Below are 705 nucleotides of genomic sequence, written 5' to 3' on the forward strand. Positions count from 1 at the left end.
GAAGGGGAGTGAAATAGATCCTGAAACCGTGTGCCTACAAGTAGTCGAAGCCCGTTAATGGGTGACGGCGTACCTTTTGTAGAATGGACCGGCGAGTTACGATCCCCTGCAAGGTTAAGTTGTATAGACGGAGCCGCAGCGAAAGCGAGTCTGAATAGGGCGATATAGTAGGTGGTCGTAGACCCGAAACCGTGTGATCTACCCATGTCCAGGGTGAAGGTCAGGTAACACTGACTGGAGGCCCGAACCCACGCACGTTGAAAAGTGCGGGGATGAGGTGTGGGTAGGGGTGAAATGCCAATCGAACACGGAGATAGCTGGTTCTCTCCGAAATAGCTTTAGGGCTAGCCTCAAAGGATGATGGTTGGAGGTAGAGCACTGATTGGACTAGGGGCCCTCATCGGGTTACCGAATTCAGTCAAACTCCGAATGCCAATCAATCTACTTTGGGAGTCAGACCATGGGTGATAAGGTTCATGGTCGAAAGGGAAACAGCCCAGACCGCCAGCTAAGGTCCCAAAGTGTGTGTTAAGTGGAAAAGGATGTGGCGTTGCTTAGACAACCAGGATGTTGGCTTAGAAGCAGCCATCATTGAAAGAGTGCGTAATAGCTCACTGGTCGAGTGACGCTGCGCCGAAAATATACCGGGGCTAAACACACCACCGAAGCTGCGGATTGACATCTACGATGTCAGTGGTAGGAGAG

General features: G+C 51.6%; 1 rRNA gene. It reads left to right on the forward strand.

The annotated features are described in order from the left end of the window. A 23S ribosomal RNA gene (locus CHH58_RS17950) occupies window positions 1-705 on the forward strand; the annotation flags it as partial.

Origin of the sequence: Terribacillus saccharophilus, assembly GCF_002272745.1 — a bacterium.
Lineage (GTDB): Bacteria > Bacillota > Bacilli > Bacillales > Amphibacillaceae > Terribacillus > Terribacillus saccharophilus_B.